The sequence below is a fragment of the Streptococcus sp. A34 genome (assembly GCF_043674115.1).
In the GTDB taxonomy this organism is placed as follows: Bacteria; Bacillota; Bacilli; order Lactobacillales; family Streptococcaceae; genus Streptococcus; species Streptococcus suis_V.
The window spans coordinates 1-1,039 of sequence record NZ_JBIMJM010000074.1 but is presented as its reverse complement, the minus strand read 5'-3'; the positions used below and the strand labels follow the sequence as shown (position 1 = coordinate 1,039).

Genomic DNA, 1,039 nt, shown 5'->3' with positions numbered 1-1,039 from the left:
TAAAATTAAGCTAGACAGAAAAAGCCATCTATGTTAGGCTCAGATAAACTACCACATTTGTCTGAAAGGAACTAACATAAATGACCTATACCCATCTTACCACAAATGAGCTCGTAATGATAGAGGCATACTACCAAGAAGGCGTAAAAATTGTAGATATTATGACATCTCTGGGGAGGTCAAAGCAGACTATCTATAATGTTATCAACTTTCTCAAAGACGGCCATTCCGCCTATGACTACTACGAACGCTATATAGCCAATAAGAAACGCTGTGGTCGGAGGAAAACAAGTCTTTCGCAAGCAGAAAAAGACATTATTCAAACTCATTTGGATTTAGATTGGAGCCTTGATGTCATCAAAGGAGCTTATTCGGATAACATTTCTTGCTCTATGAGAACTCTCTATCGACTGGCTGACCGTGGTATTTTCAAGAAAGAGGATTTCCCCTGGAAAGGGAAGAGAAAGCCAAATGGTCATAGTGAAAAACGAGGAAAACAAACGTTTCGCAGAGATTTACGTGAAAGGGCTGAACTCTATCCTGATTTTAATGCAGAATTTGGACACTTGGAAGGAGATACCATTGTTGGGGAAAAGCACAAAAGTGCGGTTATTACCTTGGTAGAACGCCTTTCAAAATCCATCATCACACTGAAAACCAAGGGACGAAAAGCAAGTGATATTGAGGCTGCCATCAATCAATGGCTGTCTCAACTTCCTAAACATCTCTTTAAGTCGATAACCTTTGATTGTGGGAAAGAGTTTTCTAATTGGAAGTCTATTTCGAATGCACATGACATTGATATTTTCTTTGCTGATCCAGGTTGCCCTGGGCAGCGAGGTCTAAATGAACACTCGAACGGTTTGTTAAGACGACACGGACTTCCGAAACAGATGGATTTTACTGATATTTCTCAGCAGTTTTTATCAGCTATAGCTGATAAAAGAAATAGAATCCCTAGAAAGTCTTTGAATTATCAAACACCTTACCAAGTTTTTCTGAGTTATATAAAAAGTCTAACTTAATTTGACAATTTAAA

At 38.4% G+C, this 1,039-nt stretch carries 1 protein-coding gene; it reads left to right on the top strand.

Going from position 1 to position 1,039, the window contains the following annotated elements; translation table 11 throughout:
• Nucleotides 1–80: 80 nt before the first annotated feature.
• Nucleotides 81–1,025 carry an IS30 family transposase gene (locus ACHBGV_RS10260; RefSeq protein ID WP_248046595.1) on the top strand — a complete coding sequence of 315 codons (945 nt, stop codon included), beginning with the start codon at nucleotides 81–83 and terminating at the stop codon, nucleotides 1,023–1,025.
• Nucleotides 1,026–1,039: the final 14 nt, after the last annotated feature.